Origin of the sequence: Frondihabitans peucedani (assembly GCF_039537585.1) — a bacterium.
Classification (GTDB): Bacteria; Actinomycetota; Actinomycetes; order Actinomycetales; family Microbacteriaceae; genus Frondihabitans; species Frondihabitans peucedani.
The window spans coordinates 1,919,869-1,943,734 of the sequence record NZ_BAABAU010000001.1 but is presented as its reverse complement, the minus strand read 5'-3'; the positions used below and the strand labels follow the sequence as shown (position 1 = coordinate 1,943,734).

Genomic DNA, 23,866 nt, shown 5'->3' with positions numbered 1-23,866 from the left:
CGGAAGCGAGGGTTTTCTGTGGCGGTACCGGTGGGATTTGAACCCACGGTGGAGTTAACCCCCACACATGTTTTCGAGACATGATCCTTCGGCCGCTCGGACACGGTACCGGGAGAGAGTTTAGTACATCTCGGAGCGGGATCCGAACCCGGGTGGCGAGCACGGTCGATCCTGCGCTCGCGAACCCCTCGGGATTCACCCACCGCGCCCCGAAACGAGCGGCGTATCGTGCGGAGATGAGCACGTCACGAGCCACAATCGGCCTCCTCGCGGGCCTCGGCGGAACAGCCGCCGCGGCGGGCGCGGGCTACGCGTACTACAAGCGGTTCATGGCCAAGCGCGAGCGGGCGGCCGACGTTCTGAACAGCCTGCTGCCGGTGCACTCCAAGTGGTGGCGCGACCGGTTCGGCGCCGACGGAGCCCTGTCGTACGTGGCCCTCGGCGACTCGGCCGCGCAGGGCATCGGCGCCTCCAACCCGTGGCGGAGCTACGTGGGCCGCATCGCGGGCCACATCCGCCGCACCACCCACGGCACAGTCGGCGTGAAGAACCTCAGCATCTCCGGCTCGACGACGTACCAGTGCCGCGTCCACCAGGTGCCGCGGCTGGGCGACTACGAGGCCGACATCGTCACGGTCTCCATCGGCGCTAACGACATCGGCGACTTCCACCCGGAGAAGTTCGAGAAGAACCTCCGCGCCGTCTACTCGGCCCTGCCGAAGCACGCGATCGTCGCCGACTTGCCCTTCATGCTGCTGCCCGAGTCGGAGCGAAAGGTCGCCGTCGCCAACGAGATCGTGCGGCGGGTCGCCGGCGAGCTCGGGCTGGCCGTCGCTCCCCTCTACGCGACCACACGCCGCCAGGGATACCTCGGCACCTACCGCAACACCGCCAAAGACCTGTTCCACCCGAACGACGCCGGCTACCGGGTGTGGGCCTCGGCCTTCTACTCGGCCGTCGACGCCCGGCTGGCCCGCATCGCCGCGGAACGCGCCGCCTCCGACGTCACAGCAACCCGCCGCGTCACCTCCGTCGCGGCCGGCGTGGCCGAACGAGCGCAGGATGCGGCAGCCGCAGACAGCACGCAAGACACCGACTCGATCCCCCTCCCCAGCACCTCGAAGTAGCCGGCTTCTCCACAGGCCGAGCAGCCCGACTACCGCTGTCGGAGGCTCGACCTAGAGTGGCCGCATGGCTCGAGTCACCTCCACGTTCCGCTGCACCGAGTGCGGCTGGACTTCCATCAAGTGGGTCGGCCGCTGCGCGGAGTGCCAGACCTGGGGCTCCGTCGTCGACACGGCCGCTGCGACCGCGTCGGTCCGGGGTGTCGCCGCCGTCTCCATCGCGCAGGATCGCGCCGCGCGGCCGATCACCGAGATCGAGGCCGACAGCGTGGCCCACTGGCCGAGCGGCATCGACGAGTTCGACCGCGTGCTGGGCGGCGGGGTGGTGCCGGGGGCGGCGATCCTGCTCTCCGGCGAACCGGGCGTCGGCAAGTCGACCCTGCTGCTCGAGGTCGCCTCGCGGGCTGCCGCTTCCGGTGCCCGCGTGCTCTACGTCACCGCGGAGGAGTCCGCCTCGCAGGTGCGGCTCCGGGCTCAGCGCACCGGCGCCATGCACTCCAACCTCTACCTCGCCGCCGAGGTCGACCTCGGCGTCATCCTCGGGCAGATCGAGCAGGTGAACCCGTCGCTCGTCATCGTCGACTCCGTGCAGACCGTCTCATCCTCGGCCAGCGACGGCATCGCCGGTGGGCCCTCGCAGGTGCGCGAGGTCGCTTCGACACTCACGCGCGTCTCGAAAGACCGCAACCTGCCGATCCTGCTCGTCGGCCACGTCACCAAAGACGGCAGCATCGCCGGGCCGCGCCTGCTCGAGCACCTCGTCGACGTGGTCCTGCAGTTCGAGGGCGACCGGCAGACTGCGCTCCGCTTCGTGCGGGCGCAGAAGAACCGCTTCGGCCCCACCGACGAGGTCGGCTGCTTCGAGATGACCGGCGACGGCATCGCCGAGGTGCGCGACCCGTCCGGGCTGTTCATGTCGCGCTCGGGACCGCCCGTCAGCGGCACCTGCATCACCGTCGCGATGGAGGGGCGCCGCGCGCTCCCCGTCGAGATCCAGGCGCTCATCGTCGGCAGCACCGCGCCGCAGCCGCGCCGGGTCGTCAACGGGGTCGATTCGTCGCGCGTCGCGATGCTGCTCGCCGTCCTCGAACGCCGCGCAGGTATCCGCCTCGGCGACGCCGACGTCTACGTCTCCACCGTCGGCGGCATCAAGATCACCGAGCCCGGCGCCGACCTCGCCATCGCGCTCGCACTCGCATCGGCCTCGCGCGAGGTCTCCTACCCGCACACGCTCGCCGCCGTCGGCGAGATCAGCTTGGCCGGCGAGATCCGGCCGGTGGCCTCCGCCAAGCAGCGCGCCTCCGAGGCCCGACGGCTCGGCTTCACGCAGCTCGTCGACGCCGAGTCCGGCCACCTGCGCGAGGCACTCCGGCTGGCGTTCACCGCTGCTGCGTCCGAACGCGACCGCGAGCTCGACCGCGCGTTCTAGGCTCGACCGCTACGCCCGCAGCGCCTTCAGCAGGTCCTCGGGGTTCGCGGCCATCGTGTGCGGCCCGGCGATGTCGAAGAAGACCTGCTCCAGCACGTCGAGGTGCGCCTCGATGAAGTCGCGCAGCTTCTCGGCGTCGTAGAGCATCACGAGCCGCACCTTCTCGTTCGGGACCATCGCCTTGTACGCCTCCGCCGACGAGAACAGCAGCAGGATCCGCTTGTCGGTGTTCTCGCGCCCGAACACCCGCACCTGCTCGTCCTTGCGGTTCGGCAGCACGAGCCGCGGCACCACGACGACGTCGTTCCGGAGCGCGAACGCGACGGCCGCGACATCCTGCGCTGCCAGGGCCTGCTCCAGCTGCTCCGACCGGAAGACCGGCTTCGACTCGCCGGCCATCAGTTGAGCACCATCAGCGCGCTGGTCTCCGATTTGATCGACCCGACGGCCACCGACAGGTGGTAGCTCGCCCCGCCGGCGGGCACCGAGCTGCGGGTCTTGTCGCAGGTCGTGGTCGACGAGCGGGTGCGGTCCCATGCGATTGCGGGAGTGGTCAGCGTCTGACCGGCGGTGATCTTCACAGTCTGGTGGGTTCCGTTCACCTGGCAGTCCTTCGACGACCAGTACGTCTCTGCCCCGCTCGTGATCGTCAGCGTCTGCTGACTCGAGCCGAGGTCGATGGAGCAGGCCGACGTCGACGAGTTGGTGATCGACATCGAGATCTGCGGCTGCTGGAGCGACGAGTAGGAGTTCTTGTCGGCGATCGGCTTCAGCGTGATGTCGGACGCCGAGCAGGTGCCGTTCGACGCGGAGGCCGTCGGGGCGTCGGTCGCCGGAGCGGTCGAACCGCTCGCACCGGCCGTCGGCGCGGTGGTGGCCGCGGTGCCCGACGAGCCAGACCCCGAGGTGCCAGACCCCGACGAGCCAGAGGTTCCGGCCCCGGCCGAGGAGCTCGCCGCGGGCGAGGTCGGAGCGGTCGCGGGCGAGCCGCCGGATCCTGCGCCCGCCCTCGTCGCGAACAGCACGATCACGACGACGACCAGCAGGAGCACCAGCCCGACCATCAGCCGGCGCTTCCAGTACACCGAGCTCGGACGCGAGCCCACCGGGTGCTTGAACGACGACATGCAGCCAGGGTAGATGCCACCGCGGGCCAGGCTGGGCATGCGTCCGGCGCGTCAGGCGACGCCGGGCAGACACGGAGGGGTTCGCAGGTCACCGCGGCAGAGCAGATGCTCCCGCACGGTTCAGCGGAGCCCGCCCTCCCCCCGCGCCAGCACTTTCAGCATGCGGGTGTTACCGAGCGTGTTGGGCTTCACCCGCGCCAGGTCGAGGAACTCGGCCACCCCCTCGTCGGTCGACCGCACGAGCTCGGCGTAGACCTCTGGAGACACGACCGACTCGCCGATCTCGAGGTAGCCGTGCTTCGTGAAGAAGTCGACCTCGAAGGTGAGGCAGAAGATGCGGCCGATGCCGAGCGCGAGCGCATCGCCCTCGAGCCCCTCGAGCAGCTTGTGGCCGACACCGTGGTGGAGCCAGTCGGCGTCGAGGGCGAGGGTGCGGACCTCGGCGATGTCGTCCCAGAAGACGTTGAGCGCGCCGCAGCCGATCGGCGTGCCGTCGGGATCGACGGCGATCTGGAACTGCTGGATGCTGCCGTACAGGGTGACGTCGTCTTTGCCGAGCAGGATGCGGCGGGCCACGTACGGGGCGATCAGGCGCTGGATGTGGGGCACGTCGGTCGCGAGTGCTTTGCGGACGGTGATCTGGCCAGAGGGCGCTGCGGGATGGCCGGATGTCATGCGTTCAACCCTAGCCACGGGCGTCCGGGGAAACGCCGAAGGGCGGCCCTCCTGTGGAGAGCCGCCCTCGCGGTTGTGGAGCGGTGAGGCCTACGCCTCGACCTCGCCCTTGTCGAGCACCAGGACCTCTTCGCGGCCCGGCTGACGCCCGGTCGAGAAGGTGAACTTGCCGTCGACGAAGTCGACCTTCACGTGGTCGCCGGCGTTGAGCTCACCCTGGAGGATGTGCTCGGACAGCTGGTCTTCGACCTCGTGCTGGATCGCGCGACGGAGGGGCCGAGCACCGAGCGACGGGTCGAACCCGATCTTGATGAGCTGCTCCTTGGCGGCGAGCGAGAGCTCGGCCGTCATGTCGCGGTCGAGCAGACGGTCGCTCAGGCGCTTGATGAACAGGTCGACGATCTGCAGGAGCTCCGGCTGGGTCAGCTGCGGGAAGACGATGGTCTCGTCGACGCGGTTCAGGAACTCCGGCTTGAAGTGCTTCTTCAGCTCTTCCGTGACCTTCGAGCGCATGCGGTCGTACGACGTCGCCGTGTCGCCCTCGATCTGGAAGCCGACGGGGCCGCCGGTGATGTCCTTCGTGCCGAGGTTGGTCGTCATGATGATGACCGTGTTCTTGAAGTCGACGACCCGACCCTGACCGTCCGTCAGGCGACCCTCTTCGAGGACCTGCAGGAGCGAGTTGAAGATGTCGGGGTGAGCCTTCTCGATCTCGTCGAACAGCACCACGGAGAACGGCTTGCGGCGGACCTTCTCGGTCAGCTGCCCGCCCTCTTCGAAGCCGACGAACCCGGGAGGGGCACCGAAGAGGCGCGAGACGGTGTGCTTCTCGCCGTACTCCGACATGTCGAGGCTGATCAGAGCGTTCTCGTCGTCGAACAGGAACTCGGCGAGCGCCTTGGCGAGCTCGGTCTTTCCGACACCCGTGGGGCCGGCGAAGATGAACGAGCCGGAGGGGCGCTTCGGGTCTTTCAGGCCGGCACGCGTGCGGCGGATGGTCTTCGAGAGGGCCGCGATGGCCTGCTCCTGACCGATGACGCGCTGGTGCAGGGCCTTCTCCATGAAGACGAGACGCGAGGTCTCCTCTTCGGTGAGCTTGAAGACCGGGATGCCGGTGGCCTGAGCCAGGACCTCGGCGATGACGCCCTCGTCGACGGTGCCGGAGGCTCCGACGTCGCCCGAGCGCCACTGCTTCTCGAGGCGCAGACGCTCACCGAGGAGCTTCTTCTCCTCGTCGCGGAGCGAGGCGGCCTTCTCGAAGTCCTGATCCTCGATCGCGGCCTCCTTCTGGCCACGGACGACGGCGATCTTCTCGTCGAACTCGCGGAGCTCCGGCGGGGCCGACAGGATCGAGAGACGGAGACGCGCTCCGGCCTCGTCGATCAGGTCGATGGCCTTGTCGGGCAGGAACCGGTCGGCCACGTAGCGGTCGGCCAGGTTTGCCGCGGCGACGATGGCACCGTCGGTGATCGACACCTTGTGGAACGCCTCGTACTTGTCGCGGAGGCCCTTCAGGATGTTGATCGCGTGAGGCAGGGAGGGCTCGTGCACCTGCACGGGCTGGAAGCGGCGCTCGAGGGCGGCGTCCTTCTCGAAGTGCTTGCGGTACTCGTCGAGCGTGGTGGCCCCGATGGTCTGGAGCTCGCCGCGGGCGAGGAGGGGCTTCAGGATCGACGCGGCGTCGATCGCGCCCTCGGCGGCACCTGCACCCACCAGCGTGTGGATCTCGTCGATGAAGACGATGATGTCGCCGCGGGTGCGGATCTCCTTGGTGACCTTCTTCAGGCGCTCCTCGAAGTCGCCGCGGTAGCGGCTGCCGGCGATGAGCGAGCCGAGGTCGAGCGAGTAGAGCTGCTTGTCCTTCAGCGTCTCGGGGACGTCGCCCTTGACGATCGCCTGGGCGAGGCCCTCGACGACAGCGGTCTTGCCGACGCCGGGCTCGCCGATCAGGACGGGGTTGTTCTTCGATCGACGGGAGAGGATCTGCATGACCCGCTCCATCTCCTTCTCGCGCCCGATGACCGGGTCGAGCTTGTTGTCGCGCGCAGCCTGGGTGAGGTTCCGACCGAACTGGTCGAGCACCTGAGAGCCACCCTGCGGACCCGCCTGCTGTTCACCGCCCACTGCAACCGCCTCCTTGCCCTGGTAACCCGAGAGCAGCTGGATGACCTGCTGACGCACTCGGTTGAGGTCGGCGCCGAGCTTGACGAGCACCTGGGCGGCCACTCCTTCGCCTTCGCGAATGAGGCCGAGGAGGATGTGCTCGGTTCCGATGTAGTTGTGTCCGAGCTGGAGCGCTTCGCGCAGAGACAGCTCGAGGACCTTCTTCGCGCGGGGCGTGAAGGGGATGTGACCGGTCGGCTGCTGCTGACCCTGTCCGATGATGTCCTGGACCTGCTCGCGCACGGCGTCGAGCGAGATGCCCAGTGACTCGAGCGCCTTGGCGGCGACGCCCTCGCCCTCGTGGATGAGGCCGAGCAGGATGTGCTCGGTGCCGATGTAGTTGTGGTTGAGCATCTTCGCTTCTTCTTGAGCGAGGACGACAACGCGACGGGCACGGTCGGTGAATCTCTCGAACATCTTCTAACTCCCTAGGTGACGGGCTGGAACGTCACCGAAATGGCTGCAACACCCTCAGGGGGTGGGGTCGCGTACACCGAGACTAACCACGCCCCGCCCCGTCGTCTGCCCCTGTTCGCCCTAGGCGTGACGCCTCTGACGGCGGTCCTCTCACCATCCCTCGATAGCCTGCGCTCCATGGCGAAGTTCACGGTCGGTCTCGTTCCTCATCCCAGCAAGCCGGTGGTCGAATCGATCGACGTGCTCCGCGCGTGGAAGAAGGGCGCGGGGGTGCACCTCATCGCCCTGAGGGACGACGCCGCCCGGGTCGGCGACGGCGTGGAGCTGGTCGACGAGGAGGAGTTCGTCGAGCGGGTCGACGTGGTCGTCTCGCTGGGCGGCGACGGCACCATGCTCGGCGCGATGCGGCTCGTGGCGCCGCGCCCGGTGCCCGTCCTCGGGGTGAACTACGGCAACGTCGGGTTCCTGGTCGAGATCGAGCCGTCCGAGCTCGAGGCCGCGCTCGAGGGGCTCGCCGAGCAGGACTTCTCGCTCGAGTCGCACCACGCGATCGAGGTGAGCGTGACGTCGCTCGGCTTCGAGAGCTCCTTCCTCGCCTTCAACGACCTCGCGATCACCCGGCGCCCCGGCCAGGGTGTCGTCACGGCCGACCTCACCGTCGACGGCACCCCGTACGGCTACTACAAGGCCGACTCGGTGGTCGCGTCGACGCCCGCGGGCTCGACCGCCTACAACTACGCCGCCGGCGGGCCCATCGTCAGCCCGGCCGTCGCCGCGGTCGTGGTGACTCCGGTGGCGCCGATGGCCGGGATCGACCGCTCGGTCGTGCTCGGCCCGAAGGAGCGCCTGACCTTCACCGTGGGCGAGGGCACGCGCTCCGCCGCGCTCGAGCTCGACGGTCGCGTCGTCCTCGACGTCGGCGAGGGCACCGTCGTCAAGGTCCGGCTCCGGCGCGACGCCGGGGTCGTGGCGAGGCTCGACGCCAGCCGTCACGGGCGGAAGGGCCGGCTCAAGCTGAGCCTGATGGACCTCCCGCTCCGCAACGACCAACTGCTCGAGCTCGTCCCGCCCGAGATCCGCGCCCGGTTCGACCGGCAGCACTGAGGTCGCCGGTCCCCCGCCGGCCAGCACCGAGCTCGCCGGTCCCTCTCGCGCGGCGAGGGCGGCCCGACCCGTCAGAACACCTCCGCCAGGCACTCCGCGAGGAGCTCCTCGACGTCGCGGACGAGGCCCCGGCGCGCGAACCACTCCGCGATGTTCGTGCAGTCGCGCTCGAGGAGGGCGACGCCGTTCGGGTTGCTGACCACGTCGACCAGCTGCGGCACATCGATGGCGACGACCCGCTCGCCGTGCACCAGCAGGTTGTACGGAGACAGGTCGCCGTGCGCGTAGCCGGCCCGGGCGAACCCGAGCAGGATCTCGTGCACCTGCTCGAACAGCGGAGCAAGGGCCTCGCCGTCCTCGGTGGCCTGCGCGAGGCGCGGCGCCGCCGTCGCCCCCTCGCCGATGAACTCCATCAGGATCTCGGTCCCGCTGATCTGCACCGGGTACGGGACGGCGACGCCCCGCTCGAACATGCGCCCGAGCGCCTCGAACTCCGCCCACGCCCAGAGCCCGGCCTGGACGGCACGGCCGTGCGACGAGCCGCGGGCCATCGCCCGGCCGTCGCGGGTGTTGCGGGTGCGCCGGCCCTCGCGGTACTGCGCGCCGCGATGGAAGTCGCTGGTCTCGGCACTGCGGTAGCGCTTGGCGGCGAGCACGCAGGATCCTGCGCTCCCGTCCGTCAGGACGACGTCGGCCGGGACAGCCCGCTCGATCAGGAACACGTCGGCCTCCTTGCCCGACTTGACGATGCCGAGCTCGGTGTCGATCGCGGCGGCCGACGTCACGATCCAGGAGGGGAAGGGGCGCGGACCGCGCTCGGTGGGGGTGGTGGCCGGCCACGTGGACCAGCGCTGGTCGCCGTCGGGATCGACGGCGGAGAAGGTGGGTATGACGAAATCGTCGGAAAAGGTCAACGGAGATCTCCAGAGACGGAGGCCGCCGGACGACACCGATGAGGTGGACTAGAGCGCGGCGACCTCGAGGGATGAGGTGTGCGGGGTCTTCTCGCGTGTCGCAGTCATTCTCATCACCCCTTCCGTGGTCGATCTCGGCTCGATGCGTCAACACAGTACTGCTCGATCGGTCAGAAGGCGAGCGATCCTTCTGACGAGTCTCGCCGGCGCGACGAGGTCGTCGTCGGTCACGCGCACCACCCGCCAGCCCTCGTCGGCGTACGCCTCGTACTTCGCCAGGTCGAGACGCCACTGCCGCCGGTCGGTGCGGTGCTGGTCGCCCTCATACTCCGCGAGCACTCTCTCGTCGCGCCAGACCAGGTCGGCGTGACCGACCACCGAGCCCGCGGCATCGCAGATCACAGCGTTGCGCTCCGGAGGCTCGGGCAGGCCCGCGCGCAGGATGACGAGTCGCAGCGCGGTCTCCCGCGGCGACCACACGTCGGGTCGCACCAGCCCCAGGGCCTCCTCGAGCCTCCGTCGGCCCCGCCGCCTCCCCCAGTCGTCGGCGGCACGCGCAGGCAGCCCCAGCGGCAGCTCGCGCGCGGCCGCGTGCGGCGACCACCGCCCGGCCAGCGCGTCGCCCATCGCGACGAGGTCGTCGAGTCGGAGGACCGCCGCGCACTGCGCCCACGCGACCAGTGGCTCGACGACGGGCAGCCCGCCGACGATCGTCGTCGCCAGTCTCCTGCTGGAGCGGTGCCCGACGACGGCCGGGCGTCGAGGCCGCTGCTCGCCGAACCGGGTCACGTGGACGACAGGGCTGACCGCGAGGGGAAGCGGCAGACCCCAGATGCTCGCGGCGGTCGTGTGGCTGAAGACCTCGTCGGGCCGGAGCAGCGGGAGGTACAGCTCACCGGCGTGCTCCAGCGCTGACTCGGCGCTCCTGGCGACCCGCACGCCGCTGTGGGGCGCCGCGAGGTCGCTCCCGCGGAGGCGCTTCTCGGAGAGGCCGTCGTCCAGCCCGTCGCCCAGCGCGAAGGGGTGTCGGGCGAGGAGCGGAGGAAGCAGGATGCGAGGCATGAGGAGAGCCTCGCCGACGGTGGTCGTGATCCTGCGCCGCCTGCGCTCTGCTGTGGATGACTCGCCAGCGCAAGCTCACCTGTGGAAGACGCCGAAAGGCCAGAATCCGCCCGCGAGCCGGAGCTCAAGGGCGGATTCTGGCCTTTCGGCAAAGAGCAGCAGGAGGAGGAGCGGCTACTGCAGGTACAGCTGCAGGTCCTGCGACACGGCCTTCGCGAACATGCGCAGGCGCGCACGGCTCTCGACGCGCGAGACGGCCTGGCGCGACGAGTGCACGCGCTTCGAGATCTCGTCGAGCGTCATCGGCTGGTCGTCGTCGAGGCCGAAGCGCATACGGATCACGCGGGCCTCGTCTTCGGGCAGGGCCTCCACGAGCGAGTGGATGTCGCGGTTCAGCATCGACGACTCGGTGGCCTCGCCGGGCGACGGGGTCTCTTCGTCCTCGATGAAGTCGCCCAGCTCGCTGTCTTCGGCATCGCCGACGACGGTGTGGATCGAGACGGGCTCGTGCGAGCGCGACTTGAGGTCGACCAGGTCGGCGACCTCCATCGCGACCTCGGCGGCGACCTCGTCGACGGTGGGCGTGCGGCCCAGGTCGACGGTGAGGTCGCGCTCGGCCCGCGAGATGCGGTTGATGCGCTCGACCGTGTGCACCGGGATGCGGATGGCGCGCGCCTTGTCGGCGAGGCCGCGGGCGATGGCCTGGCGGATCCACCAGGTGGCGTAGGTCGAGAACTTGTAGCCCTGCGTGTAGTCGAACTTCTCGACCGCGCGGACGAGGCCCAGGTTGCCCTCCTGGATGACGTCCATGAAGGGGAGGCCGCGCTGCGTGTAGCGCTTGGCGATCGACACGACCAGGCGGAGGTTCGCCGTGATCATGCGGTCTTTGGCACGCTCGCCGTCGTGGATCAGCCAGCGGTAGTCGCTGCGGTCGGACGACGAGAGGCCGCCGGCCGCGTCGAGCTCGGCCAGCTTCTCTTCCGCGAAGAGGCCCACCTCGATGCGGCGTGCGATCTCGGTCTCCTCCTGCGCGTCGAGGAGCGGCATGCGGCCGATGTGGCGGAGGTAGTCGCCGACCTGGTCGGTCGACGCGCCGCGCACCTGGCCGAGGACCTCGACTTCGACGTCGTCGTCGGTGCTTGCGGACTGCGCGGCGCTCGTGGTCGCGCCGGTGGTGTTCTCTCGGACGTGGTGATCAACAGCTGTAGTCATCTTCAACTCTCCAAATCCCTCTTCGAGCGGCTCCCGTGAAAAGCCGTCTCGGCGGCTGCTCGACCCGGGGGGGTGTTCAACCGCACTACGAGTCAAGCGGCGGTTACAGAGGTCGACCAAACCATTCAGGTTCTTCCCAAGTAAGCTCAGGGTCCGCTCACAGGAAAACGCGCGAGACGGGGTACGCGGCGTCCCCTTCTTTGACACCCGGGGTCGAACGGGTGTAGGCGCCCGTTCTCCGCCCTGGGGTACGGTGCTCAGCGGTGATTCGTGGGTTCTTCAGAAGGAACTCCGCACCCCGGGGGACATCCGAGGTGTCCGGCAGGTGTCCGAGGAGCGAGCGCCAGATGGACGAGACGCGCAATCCGGGGGACAACCGAGGGACAAAAAGACGTCAGCACCGGGGCAGCGCGCAGGATCGCGGACGCCTCCGGCGCCGCGCCTCAGGCCTCTTCGGCCTCGGCCCGGGCGCGCTCTTCTGCCTCGATCGCGGTGTACGCGGCACGCTCGTTCTTGTCGGCGCGGAAGATCGCGCGCAGGGCGAACCAGAACAGGCCGCCGACCAGGATGGTCGGGCCGATCGCGTAGAGGATCCCGCCGATGACGTTATGAGGCACGGAGCAAGGGTACGTCGAGGAGGCTGAAAACCAGCAGCGTCACTTCACCAGCGGGAACAGGATCGTCTCGCGGATGCCGAGCCCCGTGACCGCCATCAGCAGGCGGTCGACACCCATGCCCATGCCGCCGGTCGGGGGCATGCCGTGCTCGAGGGCCTTCAGGAAGTCCTCGTCGAGCCGCATCGCCTCGACGTCGCCGCGAGCGCCGAGGCGTGCCTGCTCGATGAACCGCTCGCGCTGCACGACCGGGTCGACGAGCTCGGAGTAGCCGGTGGCCAGCTCGAATCCGCGGACGTAGAGGTCCCACTTCTCGACGACGCCGGGCTTCGACCGGTGCGCCCGGACGAGCGGCGAGGTGTCGACGGGGAAGTCCATCACGAAGGTCGGGCGCGTGAGCGACCCCTTCACGAAGTGCTCCCACAGCTCCTCGACGAGCTTGCCGTGCGTCTCTTGCGCGACCGAGATGCCGACGTCGGAGGCCACGGCCTGCAGTTCGCCGAGGGGTGTGTCGGGCGTGATGTGCATGCCGGCCGCCTGCGACAGCGAGTCGTACATCGAGATGCGGCTCCACTCGCCACCGAGGTCGTACTCGGTGCCGTCGGCCCAGGTGACGAGGGTCGATCCTGCGACCGCGATCGCGGCGTTCTGGATGAGCTCCTGGGTCAGGTCGGCGATCTGGTTGTAGTCGCCGTACGCCTGGTACGCCTCGATCATCGAGAACTCGGGCGAGTGCGTCGAGTCGGCGCCCTCGTTGCGGAAGTTGCGGTTGATCTCGTAGACGCGCTCGATGCCGCCGACGGCCGCGCGCTTGAGGTACAGCTCGGGGGCGATGCGCAGGTAGAGCTCGGTGTCGAACGCGTTCGAGTGCGTCGCGAACGGGCGGGCCGAGGCGCCGCCGTGGATCGTCTGCAGCATCGGGGTCTCGACCTCGAGGAACTCGTGCGAGTCGAAGGTGGCCCGGAGGGACTTCATCACGGCAGCGCGTGTGCGGGCGGTGGTGCGGGCCTGCTCGCGCACGATCAGGTCGAGGTAGCGGCTGCGCACGCGGGTCTCTTCGCTGAGCTCGGAGTGCAGGTTGGGCAGCGGCAGGATCGCCTTCGCCGCGATCGCCCACTCCTTCACGAGCACCGAGAGCTCGCCCCTGCGCGACGAGATGACCTCGCCGGAGACGAAGACGTGGTCGCCCAGGTCGACCAGCTCTTTCCACTCCTGGAGCGACGCGGCCCCGACCTCGGCGAGCGAGACCATCACCTGGAGGCGCGAGCCGTCGCCCGACTGCAGCACGGCGAAGCAGAGCTTGCCGCCGATGCGGAAGTGCACGACGCGACCCGCGACGCCGACGGTGTCGCCCGACGCGGAGTCGGTCTCGAGCGACTCGTAGGCCGCGCGCACGGCGGGGATGGTCGTGGTGACCGGCACACCGACCGGGTAGGCCCCGACGCCCGACTCGATGAGCCGCTCGCGCTTCGCCAGCCGGACGGCCTTCTGCTCGAAGACCTCGTCGTCGGTGAGCTCGGGCGAGGCGGTGTCCGGCGAGGGGGCGGGCGCGTCGGTCATGCGGGGTGACTCCAGAAGCTAGAGGGGGCCCTCGTCGTCGAACGAGGCCACCTCGATGGTACCGGGGCCGACAGACGTGTCGGCGACACCGAGGGCGCGGTCCATGGCCGACCGGACGAGCGGCGCGATGACCCGGCCGGGCTCCGGCATGCCCAGTTCGCGCAGGATCCCGACCGACTGCGACAGGATCGCCGCCGAGAACGTGGTCGCCGTCTCGACCGCCTCGGCGTACCGCGAACGGTCGGCGTCGTCGACGATCACGGGCTCCGACCCCATCTCGACGACCAGCGCCTGCCCGATCGGCAGGACCGGCCCGGGCGCCGTGACCGCGCAGTAGCTGTCGCGGAGCCGCACGAGGTCGATCGTCGTCCCGGTGAAGGTGAGCGCCGGGTGGATCGCCAGCGGGATCGCCCCCGCCGCTCGAGCCGGGTCGAGCACCGACAGCCCGTGCACCGGCGAGGTGTGCACGACGAGCTGCCCGGCCTGCCACGCGCCGGTCGTCGCGAGCCCCGAGACGAGGCCCTCGAGCTGGTCGTCCGGCACCGCGAGGAGCACGAGCTCGCTCCGCTCGACGACGTCTTGCACCGGCAGGATCGGCACCCCCGGCAGGATGGCGTCGGCCCGGTCGCGACTCCGCTCCGAGACCGCCGAGATGCCCACGACGGCGTGCCCGGCTGCCGCGAGCGCTGCTCCGAGGACGGGCCCGACGTGGCCGGCGCCGATGATCCCGACGCCGAGGCGCCCCGACTGCCGGCTCACCGCTGCTCCCCCGTCAGGCGGTCGCTCGGGGCGGGGGCGGCCCAGGATGGCGGAGCAGGCGGAGTCGGGTGGGCCTGGTCGGCCGCTGCCGGATCCTGCGTCTGGGGCATGCCCTGCGACGCCTGGGGCGTGCCCTGCGACGCCTGCCCCTCGAGCCACCGGTGCGTCCGGTCGGCTTGCGCGGCCGCGACGGCGTCGTGGGAGGCCGTCTCGAAGAAGCGGCGGGCGTCGTCTTGATCGATCGCACCGATGTTCGCCGTGATCGGCCCCTGGACGGTGTGCAGCTCGAGCTCGGCGAGCCGGAGACGGCGCAGGATCGGCCCCTGCCGCACGCCCACGCTCTGCAGCCGCGGCAGCGGAACGACCACGAGCTGCCGCCAGATCGCGCCCTTCCGGAGGAGGAGGGCGCCGGGCGCGGTGCGGAAGCCGTTCCGCCGCCACGAGAACCAGCGGAGGATCCGGGCGCGGTCGGGAGACGTGATGAAGCCGCCCTCCGATCCTGAGCTCGTCATCCCGGCCTCGATGAGCGAGAGGGTGCGCGACGACTCCTCGACGGCGCGCTGCGGCTGCGAGGCAGCGACGTCGCCCGGCGACCGCTCCCCGCGGGCCAGGGCGTCCTGGATCTCGACGTCGGCCGCCGTGAGGCCGACCAGCTCGGGCAGGATCAGGCCCAGCACCCGGGTGACGTCGTCTCGACTGCCGACCGGCAGGATCGTCGTGTTGGCCTGGTTGTCGGCGCCCTTGGTCGACGAGTGCGAGGCCCGGTTGATCTTGACCTCCCACCAGCCGAACGGCCGCCAGAGCAGCGGCTGGCTGAGGCGGATGGAGTGGATGCGCCCGGGCGGCAGCGTCTCGTTGCTCGTCGAGAGGAGGCCCCAGCCGATCCGGATGCCGTCGCGGGTGGCGGTGATCGAGTAGCGGAGCGACTTCACGACGCGCCGCGAGTAGTAGCTGAACGAGCCGAGCAGGGTCGGCAGGAACACGAACAGCAGGAAGTACTGCCCGGTCGTCGCGATGCTGACGACGACCGCGGCGATGATGGCGACCAGGAACAGCGTGAAGCCGCTGAGGATCGCCGACCCGATCAGGCGGCCGAGGTTCATGTGCACGACCGACTGCGGCGGCTGCCCGTCTTCGCCGAGCGGCTCGGCGAGGAACTCGTTCAGCCGCTGCTCGATGACGCCGCCGCCCGGGCCGGCGACCGAGCCCGGCTGCTGCTTCGCGGCCTCGCGGGTCCCGCTGGCGCGACGCAGGATCTCGCTCCGCACCTCCTCGGCCGACACCGACCGGAGGTAGGCGAGCGGGACGTTCGCGTCGTGACCTGCCTGGTTGATCTCGAGCTTGGCGGCCCCGACGAGGCGCGCGAGGAGGCGGCGCTCGATGTTGATGCCCTGGATCCGGTCGAGACGCGCGCGGCGGTTCGTGCGGAACACGATGCCGCTCCGCACCTCGACCGTCTCGGCGGTGACGCGGAAGGTGTTCATGCGCCACGACAGGTAGAAGATGCCGATGATGACGACGAGCAGGGCCACGATCCCGAGCAGGACCAGACCGATCAGGCCGTGCCCGACCACGTAGTTCACCGGATCGCCGTCGTCGCCGCCGCTGCCCCGGCGGCCGTCGGGACCGGGCAGGAAGAACTGGATGAGCTGCTCGCGGGCGTTGTTGACGAAGAAGCCCAGGATCACGACGAAGACGAGCCCGCCCTTCAGCAGCGGCGTCGCCGGATGGAGCCGGTGCCACTCGCCGTCGGTCAGGTCGAGCGCGGCGGCGGAGGGCCGCTGGGCGCGCCTGCTGCTCTCGGGCTGCGGATCGAGCCGTTTGCGGCCGGCAGGATCGGGAGGCTGCACCGACCCCGGCTGCCACCCGCTCACAGGCCCGCCCTCCGCGACTCGGCCAGCTCGACCAGGCGGTCGCGCAGACGCTCCGCCTCCTCGGCGGGGACGCCCGGGATCGTGACCGCGGAGGACGCCGCGGCGGTGACGAACTTCAGATCGCTGAGGCCGAGGGCGCGGACGACCGGGCCCCGGTTGACGTCGATGAGCTGCATGCGGCCGTAGGGCACCGCGACGAAGCGCAGGAACAGGATGCCGCGGCGCACCAGCAGGTCGTCCTCGCGGAGCTGGTAGCCGATCGCCCGGACGCGTCGCGGCGTGAACCCGACCACGAGGATCGTCACCACCAGGATCGCAGCCGTGAGCGCGTAGCCCCACCAGGCGCCGGAGAACCAGGTGAGCGCCGACAGTGCCGCGACGACGAGCCCGGAGAGCGCGTAGCTGGCCATCTCGGGCCACTTGTACTTCGGGCTGATCCTGGTCCAGGTCGCGCCGTCGAGGTCGAGTCGGGTGGTCACGGTGGCTCCTGAGGTCGTCGGGGTGCGTCGTCGCGCTCCAGTCTCGCAGTATGCGCCGACACCCTGCGGAGGGCGAGGCTCAGATGCGCTGCGGGTGCCCGTCGCGGTCGGACTTGTCGTCGTCGCTGGGAGGGATGGTGCACATGTACTCGGCCACGAGGCCGGCGACGAGCAGGACGACGCCGCCGACGACGGTCGTGACCGTCGGCAGCAGCGATCCGGTCGGGACGACGACGCCGCGCGTCAGCAGGTAGACCAGCACGCCTCCGACGGCGCCGCCGAAGAGGGCGCCGGCGACGCTCGACGCCTTGGCGATGAGCACGACGCGAGTGGCGTAGTAGGCGTCGATCGGCTCGCGGGTGCGTCCGCGGGCGACGCGGAACACCGGCACGGCCAGGGAGACGATGATCGCGGCGATCGCGAACAGGGCCAGCCCGAGCGTCGTGGGTGGCACGTAGACCGGGTGCAGGGTCGCCGCCAGGGCGGCCTCGGCGGCCAGCCCGGCGACGGCCGCGACGATCAGGATGCTGACGATGGTCGAGATGCGGGTGCGCTTCACGCGGTTCCTCCCTCGCGGCCGGCGACCGACGACTCCGCGAGCGGCACGTCGAGCGGAGCGGCTCCGGCGACATGCGCCACCGGGTCTCCGAGCGAGCGCAGGATCGCGTCCACCCGGCCCGCACCCGGCAGCACGGCGTCGGCGTCGACCTGCAGCCACGGCTCCAGGACGAACGACCGCTCGGCAGCCCGCGGGTGCGGCAGCGTCAGCCGCTCGGTGTCGCGCACCTCGTCGCCGTAGACGATCAGGTCGAGGTCGAGCGTCCGGTCGCCCCAGCGCTCCAGGCGCACGCGCCCGTGGTCGGACTCGATGCGGTTCAGCTCGGTGAGCAGGTCGTCTGCGGCGAGGGTCGTCGAGACGACGGCCACGCCGTTGAGGTACGGGGGCTTCGACTCGTCGAGCCCGTCGACCGTCACGGCGACCGACTCGATGGGAACGGAGGCGCCGACGACCGACACCCCGGCGGTCCGGTCGAGGTCGCCGACGGCGCGGCGCAGGGTGAGGTCGCGGTCGCCGAGGTTCGAGCCGAGCGCGACGACGGCGCGGACGGGCTCACTCGGGGCTGATCCTGCGCGGCCCTCCGGTTCGACGCTCACGCGCGGCTCCGGTCGATCGAGATCGACACGTCCGTGAAGGGGACGGTGATGGGGGCGCCGGGCTTGTGCACGGTGACGGTGGTGCGGCGGGCGGCGGCGTGCGAGAGCACGGTCGCGGCGATGCGCTCGGCGAGGGTCTCGATGAGGTCGACGGGCTCGTTCTCGATGTCGCGCACGATCTCTTCGGCGAGGACGCCGTAATGCACGGTGGCGTCGAGGTCGTCGCCGCTCGACGACGCCGTCGCGTCGATGTCGACGACCACGTCGACGACGAACTCCTGGCCGTCGCGGCGCTCGAAGTCGAACACGCCGTGGTGGCCCGTAGCTCGGACGCCGGTCAGCTTCAGTTGGTCAACCACGAGAACCCTTCTGCCACGCTTCCCACACATCGAGGGCGGCGCGGGTGGATGCGACGTCGTGGACGCGGACGCCCCAGGCGCCCGCGCGGGCGCTCAACGCCGAGATGACGGCCGTCGCAGGATCGCGCTCGCGCACGCCTGCCTCCTCGGGCAGGAGTCCGCCGAGGAACCTCTTCCGCGACGCGGCGATCAGGACGGGCAGCCCCAGCTCGGCCAGCTCGTCGAAGTGCCCGAGCAGCTGCCAGTTGTGCTCCGCAAGCTTGGCGAAGCCGAGGCCCGGGTCGATGACGATGCGGTCGGGGCGGACGCCCTGCACGACCAGCTCGCCGACGCGCTGGAACAGCTCCGCCTTCACCTCGGCGACGGCGTTCGCGTAGGTGGCCCGCTTGCTCATCACGTCGCTGTGCCCCCGCCAGTGCATGGCGATGTAGGTCGCGTCGGTGTCGACGACGACCTGCGCCATGTTGCGGTCGGCCAGGCCTCCGGAGACGTCGTTGATGACCTCGGCGCCGGCCTCGACGGCCGCGAAGGCGGTGGCGGCGTTCATCGTGTCGATGCTCACCCGCATGCCGAGGCCGACCAGTTCGCGCACGACCGGGATGACGCGGCGCTGCTCCTCGTGGACGTCGACGCGCGGGGCTCCGGGCCTCGTCGACTCGCCACCGATATCGACGATGTCTGCGCCGTCCGAGACGAGCGACCGGGCGTGCGCGACGGCGTCGTCGAAGCGGGCGTAGCGGCCGCCGTCGCTGAACGAGTCGAGAGTGACGTTCAGGATGCCGAGGATCAAGGTGCGGTCGGGCACGAACGGCGTCGCCGGTGCGGTGGCCTCGGGGCCGGCCTGCCGGATGACGGAGATGGCCCGGGTGGCGACGTCGTCGGGGCCCTGGGCGAGGGCCGCAGGATCGCGCAGCTCGGCCTCCACGCGCCGGTCGAAGACGCCGCCCGCCACGAGTCGCCGCGCCGGTGCGGGCGGTGCCGACACGACCTGCTCGGTCGCCCCCTCGACCGACGGCCGCGGGCGGACGGCGTCGGCCTCGCGGAGACGGACCTCGTCGGCGTGCCGGCGGTGCTCGGTGGCGCGGCGGATGGCCTCCCCCTGGGCGGCGACGGTCGCGCGGTCGGCGGCCAGGCGGTCGGCGGCCATCCGCTCGGCGGCCAGGCGCTCGGCGGCCTCGGCAGCTTCAGCGGCGGGGTCGAGCGCGGCGCTGGCCCGGCGGCCGCTGCGGCGCTCGGACGCGGGCGCAGGAGTCGGTGCGGGCGTCGCTGCCTGCACGGGCTCGGGCGTCGAGACCTCGTCGCCCCGAGACACCTCGGGCGGCGACAGCTCGCTCGGCCAGGTCGACCCGGGGTAGCGGTTCCGCCCACGCGGACGCAGCCACGTCTGCTCGACCTCGGTAACGAGATCGGCAGACGTGGCTGCGCCTGGCCCGGGATCGGCGGGGGCTCGGTGAGCCCCGCCGCGAATCGTCTCCCTGCGAGTCTGGTCGCTCACGGCCTAGGCGGGAGCGATGCCGGGGGTGGTGCGCGGAGGACGCTTGCGAGCGGGCTTCGCGGTCGGCTCGGAGTCGACGCCGCCGTCGACCGCACCGGCGTCGACCGGGAGGCGCGAGGGGATCTCGACCGCGGGCAGGTTCGACGACGGGCGCTTGGAGCTCGAGAGCCACTCGGGGCGCTCGGGCAGCTTGCGGACGTCCTTGAAGATGTCGGCGAGCTCGTCGTGGTCGAGGGTCTCCTTCTCGAGGAGGAGGGTCGCCAGGTGGTCGAGGATGTCGCGGTTGTCGTTGATGACCTGCCACGCCTCGTCGTGCGCCTGCTCGAGCAGCACGCGCACCTCGGCGTCGACCGTCTCGGCGATCTTCTCCGAGTAGTCGCGCTCGCCCATGTCGCGGCCCATGAACTGCTCGCCCGAGCCCTGGCCCAGCTTGACCGAGCCGACCTTGGTGCTCATGCCGTACTCGGTGACCATCTTGCGGGCCGTCGAGGTGGCCTTCTCGATGTCGTTCGAGGCGCCGGTGGTCGGGTCGTGGAAGACGATCTCTTCGGCGACGCGGCCGCCCATGGCGTAGGTCAGCTGGTCGAGCAGCTCGTTGCGGGTGACCGAGTACTTGTCTTCGAGCGGGAGCACCATCGTGTAGCCGAGGGCGCGGCCTCGCGGCAGGATCGTGATCTTCGTGACCGGGTCGGTGTGGCGCATCGCGGCGGCTGCCAGGGCGTGGCCGCCCTCGTGGTAGGCCGTGATGAGCTTCTCGCTGTCTTTCATCACGCGGCTGCGGCGCTGCGGGCCGGCCATGACGCGGTCGACCGCCTCGTCGAGGGCGCGGTTGTCGATCAGCTGCGCGTTGCTGCGCGCGGTGAGGAGAGCGGCCTCGTTGAGGACGTTGGCCAGGTCGGCGCCGGTGAAGCCCGGCGTCTTGCGGGCGAGGACCTCGAGGTTGACGTTGGCCGAGAGCGGCTTGCCCTTGCCGTGGACCTCGAGGATCTGCTTGCGGCCGTCGAGACCGGGGGCGTCGACGCCGATCTGGCGGTCGAAGCGGCCCGGGCGGAGGAGCGCGGGGTCGAGGACGTCGGGGCGGTTCGTCGCGGCGATGAGGATGACGTTCGTCTTGACGTCGAAGCCGTCCATCTCGACCAGGAGCTGGTTGAGGGTCTGCTCGCGCTCGTCGTTGCCGCCGCCGATGCCGGCACCGCGGTGGCGGCCGACGGCGTCGATCTCGTCGATGAAGATGATGGCCGGGCTGTTCTGCTTGGCCTGCTCGAAGAGGTCGCGGACGCGGCTCGCGCCGACGCCGACGAACATCTCGACGAAGTCGGAGCCCGAGATGGAGAAGAAGGGCACGCCGGCCTCGCCTGCGACAGCGCGGGCGAGGAGGGTCTTGCCGGTGCCGGGAGGGCCGTAGAGCAGCACGCCCTTCGGGATCCGGGCCCCGACGGCCTGGAACTTGGCCGGCTCCTTGAGGAAGTCCTTGATCTCCTCGAGCTCCTCGATCGCCTCGTCAGCGCCGGCGACGTCGTGGAACGAGACCTGAGGGGTCTCCTTGTTGTTGAGCTTGGCGCGCGACTTGCCGAACTGCATGACCTTGCTGCCGCCGCCCTGCATGCTCGAGAGCAGGAACCAGAAGACGACGCCGATGAGGAGGAAGGGCAGCAGGAGGCCGAGGAGCGACCAGACCGGGTTCGTCTGCGAGACGACGTCGTTGTAGCCGTTCTTGCCGAGCTTCGCGTCGCTGACGGCCTTGACCACCTCGTCGCCGCGGTCGGTCGCGTAGTAGAACTGCGCGGTCGTCTTGTCGTCGAGGACGAGGTCGACGCGCTGCTCGTTGCTGTAGATCTTGGCCGACGAGACCTGCCCGCTCGAGAGGTCTTCGAGCCCCTTCTGGGTGCTGATGCTGGTCGTGCCGGCGTTGCTGATCAGACTCCAGCCCACCAGGATGCCGACCAGGGCGATGAGCACGTAGATCAACGGGCCGCGGAGAATTCGCTTGAAGTCCATAGAGATCGCGGGCGGCGGGCCCACACCTTTCTGCAGGAAGAACGTGAGTTGAAGGCTACCTCCCCGCGCCTTGCAGCCGAGTGGGTGTTCGCCGTAGGAATAACCCGGTTTCGCTGAACCCGGGCGATGCGCGCTACGAGTAGACGTGCGGCGCCAGGATCCCGATGGCGCGGAGGTTGCGGTACCGCTCGTCGTAGTCGAGCCCGTAGCCGACGACGAACTCGTTGGGGATCTCGAATCCTGCGTACTTGACGTCGACCTCGACCGTCGCGGCCTCGGGCTTGCGGAGCAGGGCGAAGATCTCGACCGACGCGGCGCCGCGGCCGCGGAGGTTGCCGAGCAGCCACGAGAGCGTGAGGCCGGAGTCGATGATGTCCTCGACGATGATCACGTCGCGCCCGTGGAGGTCGGAGTCGAGGTCTTTCAGGATGCGGACCACGCCCGACGACTTGGTGCCGGAGCCGTACGAGGAGACGGCCATCCAGTCCATGGTGGCGGGGATCCTGAGCTCGCGGGCGAAGTCGGCCATGACCATGACCGCGCCCTTCAGCACGCCGACCAGGAGCGGGTCGCGCCCCGCGTAGTCGCGTTCGACGAGGCGCGCGACCTCGGCGATCTTCTGGTGGATCTGCTCCTCCGTGTAGAGGATCGAAGAGAGGTCGCCCTCGATGTCGCTGGTGTCCATTGCCTGCTTCTCGTGCTCGTTGTCAGTCGGTCGCGAGCGTCGCGGCAGCCTCGAAGTGGAGGACGCCCCCGCGCCTCACCACTGTAACGCCCGGCAGCGACACCGGCCCCTGCCCGTGCCAGTCGGTGACGAGCCGAGCGACGTCGAGGGTCTGGCGCCGAGAGAGCGTGAGGCCGAACTCGCCCTCGACCGCGAGCCGGATCAGCCGCTGCCGGAGCGCGGCGGGGTTCGCCTCGAGCCCGCGGACGCTCAACGAGATGCCCGCCTCGGCGTGGTCGGCGAGCTCCTCGGCCTGCTCCTCGGCGAAGTGGTCGAGCGCCTCCGAGTCCTCCCGGAGCTGATCCGCCGTCCGCACGAGCGCCTCGGCGATGCCCGGCCCGAGCTCGCGTTCGAGCAGCGGCAGCACGGTCTCGCGGACGCGCACGCGTCGGAACGCAGGATCGCGGTTCTGCGGATCGTGCCACGCGTCGAGCCCCGAGTCGGCGCAGAACGCGTGCGTCGTCTCGCGCCGCACGCCGAGCAGCGGCCTCGCGAACAGGCCCGCGCGCGGCTCCATGCCCTGCAGGCTGGTCGGGCCGCTCCCCCGCGCCAGCCCGAGGAGCACCGTCTCGGCCTGGTCGTCGAGGGTGTGAGCCAGCAGGATCGCGAGCGCCCCGGTCTCGAGGGCCGCCGCCTCGAGCGCGGCGTACCTGGCCGCCCGGGCTGCACCCTCCGGGCCGCCCTCGCTCCCCACCACCACGCGGCGGACGAGAACGGGCTCCAGCCCGAGGGCGCGCGCCTGCTCCGCGGCGCGCTCCGCGACCTCGGCCGACCCCTCCTGCAGGCCGTGGTCGACGACGACGGCGCCGGCCCTCAGAGGCGTGGAACCCGCGGCCGTGCGCGGAGCCTCGAACGCGACCGCCGCGGCGAGCGCGAGCGAATCGGGGCCGCCGCTGAGGGCGACCAGGACGTCCGCGGTCGACGGGGCGACAGGATCCTGCGCCCTCTCGGCCGCCGTCGCGGCGAGGGTGTCTCGGACGGCCCGGCGCACATCGGCGACAGCGGGAGTCAGGCGGGGGCGGAGCGGCATCTTGTAACGTTATCGAAGGCGTGTCCTCGCGCTTCACACCACTCTCACGTACCAAGGAGCACTCATGACCGCGTACGACGTCGTCGTCGAAATCCCCAAGGGATCCCGCAACAAGTACGAGGTCGACCACGAGACGGGCCGCGTCTACCTCGACCGCGTGCTCTTCACTGCGTTCGTCTACCCCACCGACTACGGGTACTTCGAGAACACGCTCGGCCTCGACGGCGACCCCGTCGACGCGCTCGTGCTGCTCGAGTACCCGGTCTTCCCGGGCGTCGGCGTCTCGGTGCGCCCCGTCGGCGTCTTCAACATGAGCGACGAGGCCGGCTCCGACGCCAAGGTCCTGGTCGTCCCCGCGAAGGACCCGCGCTGGCAGCACATCCAGGACATCGACGACGTCCCGGAGCAGACCAAGGCCGAGATCGCGCACTTCTTCGAGCGCTACAAAGACCTCGAGCCCGGCAAGTGGGTCAAGACCGAGGGCTGGGGCGACGCCGCCGAGGCCGAGGCCATCGTCGAGGCGGGCTTCAAGAAGTTCGACGACGAGGGTCACTGACCTCTCGGGCCTCCGGGCACCGAGTCACGGGCGGCG

23 protein-coding genes and 1 tRNA gene are annotated in these 23,866 nt (G+C 70.4%); 4 read left to right on the top strand and 20 right to left on the bottom strand.

Features of this window, described 5'->3' with window-relative positions; translation table 11 throughout:
- Positions 1-19 precede the first annotated feature (19 nt).
- Positions 20-110, bottom strand: a tRNA-Ser gene (locus tag ABD733_RS08975).
- A 126-nt stretch (positions 111-236) separates the two neighbouring features.
- On the opposite strand from ABD733_RS08975, the gene ABD733_RS08970 reads away from it, so the two are divergent.
- Positions 237-1,127: an SGNH/GDSL hydrolase family protein gene (locus ABD733_RS08970; protein WP_344795174.1), complete on the top strand. Its 891-nt coding sequence runs from the start codon at positions 237-239 to the stop codon at positions 1,125-1,127.
- Between the two features lie 64 nt (positions 1,128-1,191).
- Positions 1,192-2,553 (top strand): DNA repair protein RadA, encoded by a 1,362-nt coding sequence (gene radA / locus ABD733_RS08965; RefSeq protein ID WP_344795172.1) that lies wholly within the window; start codon positions 1,192-1,194, stop codon positions 2,551-2,553.
- A 9-nt stretch (positions 2,554-2,562) separates the two neighbouring features.
- On the opposite strand, the gene ABD733_RS08960 is transcribed toward radA, so the two are convergent.
- From ABD733_RS08960 to ABD733_RS08945, 4 genes are all read right to left on the bottom strand, one after another.
- Complete coding sequence (locus tag ABD733_RS08960) at positions 2,563-2,952, bottom strand: SseB family protein (protein ID WP_344795170.1); 390 nt, start codon at positions 2,950-2,952, stop codon at positions 2,563-2,565.
- Entirely contained in the window at positions 2,952-3,680 is a 729-nt protein-coding gene (locus tag ABD733_RS08955) for a hypothetical protein (protein WP_344795168.1), read from the bottom strand. Before ABD733_RS08955 ends, ABD733_RS08960 begins: the two co-directional genes overlap by 1 nt.
- Before the next feature lie 120 nt (positions 3,681-3,800).
- The gene (locus tag ABD733_RS08950) at positions 3,801-4,355 is read right to left on the bottom strand and encodes an amino-acid N-acetyltransferase (protein ID WP_344795166.1); all 555 of its coding nucleotides are present in this window, start codon (positions 4,353-4,355) and stop codon (positions 3,801-3,803) included.
- 90 nt (positions 4,356-4,445) lie between these two features.
- Positions 4,446-6,935 (bottom strand): ATP-dependent Clp protease ATP-binding subunit, encoded by a 2,490-nt coding sequence (locus ABD733_RS08945; RefSeq protein ID WP_344795164.1) that lies wholly within the window; start codon positions 6,933-6,935, stop codon positions 4,446-4,448.
- Between the two features lie 177 nt (positions 6,936-7,112).
- Here ABD733_RS08945 and ABD733_RS08940 point away from each other — a divergent pair, with 177 nt between their 5' ends.
- Complete coding sequence (locus tag ABD733_RS08940; RefSeq protein ID WP_344795162.1) at positions 7,113-8,039, top strand: NAD(+)/NADH kinase; 927 nt, start codon at positions 7,113-7,115, stop codon at positions 8,037-8,039.
- 71 nt (positions 8,040-8,110) lie between these two features.
- Here ABD733_RS08940 and ABD733_RS08935 read toward each other — a convergent pair whose 3' ends face one another.
- The 15 genes from ABD733_RS08935 to tilS all read right to left on the bottom strand — a co-directional run bounded on the left by ABD733_RS08935 (position 8,111) and on the right by tilS (position 23,274).
- Complete coding sequence (locus ABD733_RS08935) at positions 8,111-8,953, bottom strand: serine protein kinase RIO (RefSeq protein ID WP_344795160.1); 843 nt, start codon at positions 8,951-8,953, stop codon at positions 8,111-8,113.
- 147 nt (positions 8,954-9,100) lie between these two features.
- Complete coding sequence (locus ABD733_RS08930) at positions 9,101-10,015, bottom strand: hypothetical protein (protein ID WP_344795158.1); 915 nt, start codon at positions 10,013-10,015, stop codon at positions 9,101-9,103.
- A 174-nt stretch (positions 10,016-10,189) separates the two neighbouring features.
- Entirely contained in the window at positions 10,190-11,227 is a 1,038-nt protein-coding gene (locus tag ABD733_RS08925) for a sigma-70 family RNA polymerase sigma factor (RefSeq protein WP_344795156.1), read from the bottom strand.
- 443 nt (positions 11,228-11,670) lie between these two features.
- On the bottom strand, positions 11,671-11,844 hold the full coding sequence (locus ABD733_RS08920) for a hypothetical protein (protein ID WP_344795154.1): 174 nt from the start codon (positions 11,842-11,844) through the stop codon (positions 11,671-11,673).
- 39 nt (positions 11,845-11,883) lie between these two features.
- Positions 11,884-13,401: a lysine--tRNA ligase gene (gene lysS, locus ABD733_RS08915; protein WP_344795152.1), complete on the bottom strand. Its 1,518-nt coding sequence runs from the start codon at positions 13,399-13,401 to the stop codon at positions 11,884-11,886.
- An 18-nt stretch (positions 13,402-13,419) separates the two neighbouring features.
- A complete protein-coding gene (locus tag ABD733_RS08910; RefSeq protein WP_344795150.1) occupies positions 13,420-14,160 on the bottom strand; it encodes a Rossmann-like and DUF2520 domain-containing protein in 741 nt (246 codons plus the stop codon).
- Positions 14,157-16,034, bottom strand: a complete 1,878-nt coding sequence (locus tag ABD733_RS08905; protein ID WP_344795148.1) for a PH domain-containing protein — start codon at positions 16,032-16,034, stop codon at positions 14,157-14,159. The genes ABD733_RS08910 and ABD733_RS08905 overlap by 4 nt, the downstream gene beginning before the upstream one ends.
- Positions 16,031-16,513: a PH domain-containing protein gene (locus ABD733_RS08900; RefSeq protein WP_344795146.1), complete on the bottom strand. Its 483-nt coding sequence runs from the start codon at positions 16,511-16,513 to the stop codon at positions 16,031-16,033. The genes ABD733_RS08905 and ABD733_RS08900 overlap by 4 nt, the downstream gene beginning before the upstream one ends.
- Before the next feature lie 79 nt (positions 16,514-16,592).
- Positions 16,593-17,072 (bottom strand): DUF3180 domain-containing protein, encoded by a 480-nt coding sequence (locus ABD733_RS08895; protein ID WP_344795144.1) that lies wholly within the window; start codon positions 17,070-17,072, stop codon positions 16,593-16,595.
- Positions 17,069-17,668: a 2-amino-4-hydroxy-6-hydroxymethyldihydropteridine diphosphokinase gene (gene folK, locus ABD733_RS08890; RefSeq protein ID WP_344795142.1), complete on the bottom strand. Its 600-nt coding sequence runs from the start codon at positions 17,666-17,668 to the stop codon at positions 17,069-17,071. The genes ABD733_RS08895 and folK overlap by 4 nt, the downstream gene beginning before the upstream one ends.
- Positions 17,665-18,027, bottom strand: coding sequence for a dihydroneopterin aldolase (gene folB / locus ABD733_RS08885; protein WP_344795140.1), 363 nt, complete (start codon positions 18,025-18,027; stop codon positions 17,665-17,667). Before folB ends, folK begins: the two co-directional genes overlap by 4 nt.
- Positions 18,020-19,522, bottom strand: a complete 1,503-nt coding sequence (folP, locus tag ABD733_RS08880; protein WP_344795138.1) for a dihydropteroate synthase — start codon at positions 19,520-19,522, stop codon at positions 18,020-18,022. Before folP ends, folB begins: the two co-directional genes overlap by 8 nt.
- A gap of 3 nt (positions 19,523-19,525) precedes the next feature.
- Positions 19,526-21,520: an ATP-dependent zinc metalloprotease FtsH gene (gene ftsH / locus ABD733_RS08875; protein WP_344795136.1), complete on the bottom strand. Its 1,995-nt coding sequence runs from the start codon at positions 21,518-21,520 to the stop codon at positions 19,526-19,528.
- Between the two features lie 133 nt (positions 21,521-21,653).
- Positions 21,654-22,205: a hypoxanthine phosphoribosyltransferase gene (hpt, locus tag ABD733_RS08870; RefSeq protein WP_344795134.1), complete on the bottom strand. Its 552-nt coding sequence runs from the start codon at positions 22,203-22,205 to the stop codon at positions 21,654-21,656.
- A gap of 22 nt (positions 22,206-22,227) precedes the next feature.
- A complete protein-coding gene (tilS, locus tag ABD733_RS08865) occupies positions 22,228-23,274 on the bottom strand; it encodes a tRNA lysidine(34) synthetase TilS (RefSeq protein WP_344795132.1) in 1,047 nt (348 codons plus the stop codon).
- 64 nt (positions 23,275-23,338) lie between these two features.
- Between tilS and ABD733_RS08860 the strand changes: the two genes are divergently transcribed.
- Positions 23,339-23,830 (top strand): inorganic diphosphatase, encoded by a 492-nt coding sequence (locus ABD733_RS08860; RefSeq protein ID WP_344795130.1) that lies wholly within the window; start codon positions 23,339-23,341, stop codon positions 23,828-23,830.
- Positions 23,831-23,866 lie beyond the last annotated feature (36 nt).